1 protein-coding gene is annotated in these 1,102 nt (G+C 61.9%); it reads left to right on the forward strand.

The window, feature by feature from the left end; translation table 11 throughout:
• Positions 1 to 81 precede the first annotated feature (81 nt).
• Positions 82 to 1,076 (forward strand): IS630 family transposase gene (locus IM725_RS19965; RefSeq protein WP_193782390.1). Its coding sequence is split into 2 segments (ribosomal slippage): positions 82 to 547 and positions 547 to 1,076, totalling 996 coding nucleotides; the frame shifts between segments, so codons are not numbered across the junction.
• Positions 1,077 to 1,102 lie beyond the last annotated feature (26 nt).

Here is a 1,102-nt window from a genome sequence, read left to right on the forward strand (position 1 = left end):
TATTGATCTTCTCTAAACACATGACAACCGTTGTGTCGCTCTTGCGTTATGTCTTCAGGCTTGTTCCTGGAGAATATGGGTATGGTGCAAAAGCGATTGAGCGAGGCGGCCAAGAAGCGAATGCGTGCCGGGCGAATGCTGCAAAAGGGCAAAGGCTGTGCCGAGGTGGCGCTGGCCGTGGGCGTGGCGCGCCAGACCGTGTACACATGGAAGGCGTTGCTCGAGGAGGGTGGCATCGACGCCTTGCGCGCCGTGCCCGAGCCGGGTCGGCCTGCCCAGCTTGACCAGGCGCAACTGGCCAGCGTGCGCGCGGCGCTCTTGCAAGGTCCGACCGAGCATGGGTTTGGCACCGAGCTGTGGACGATCAAGCGCGTGGGAGCGGTCATTGAACGCATGCACGGCGTGCGTTTCAGCCAAGCGCATGTCTGGCGGATTCTGGGGGCCCTGGGCTTCAGTTCCCAGAAGCCCGAGAAGCGCGCCATCGAGCGCGACGAAGATGCGGTGCGCAGCTGGAAGCGCAGCACCTGGCCGGCCCTCAAAAAAAAGCCCAGCGAGAAGGCCGGCTGATCGTCTTCGTGGACGAGTCGGGCATCAGCGAGCGCCCCACGCGGGTGCGCACCTGGGCACCCAGGGGACAGACTCCCATCATCCAGTTTCACTTCAACTGGACTCACGTCTCGGTCATCGCCGGCCTGACGCGCAAGAACTGCCTGTTCAGATTGCACGAAGGCAGCATCAAGAAGGAAGAGATCGTCGAATTCCTCAAGGCGCTCAAGGCCCATCTGAGGCAGCCGCTGCTGGTGATCTGGGATGGCCTGAAGGCCCACAAGAGCCGCCTGGTGCGTGACTACCTGGACACCTTGCACGGCCACATCCAGATTGCCTTTCTGCCGCCCTATGCGCCCGACCTCAATCCGGTGGAGTACCTGTGGGCCTGGCTCAAGCGGCACTCACTGGCCAACTACTGCCCCAGCGATCTCGCGGAGCTGCACGCGACGGCCCGCAACAAACTCAAGAGCGCACAGAAGCGCCCCACCATCATCGCCGCTTGCTGGATGCAGGCTACGCTCTGGTGATGTCATGAATTTAGAGAAGCTCAATA

This window comes from Ramlibacter aquaticus (assembly GCF_015159745.1).
Lineage (GTDB): Bacteria > Pseudomonadota > Gammaproteobacteria > Burkholderiales > Burkholderiaceae_C > Ramlibacter > Ramlibacter aquaticus.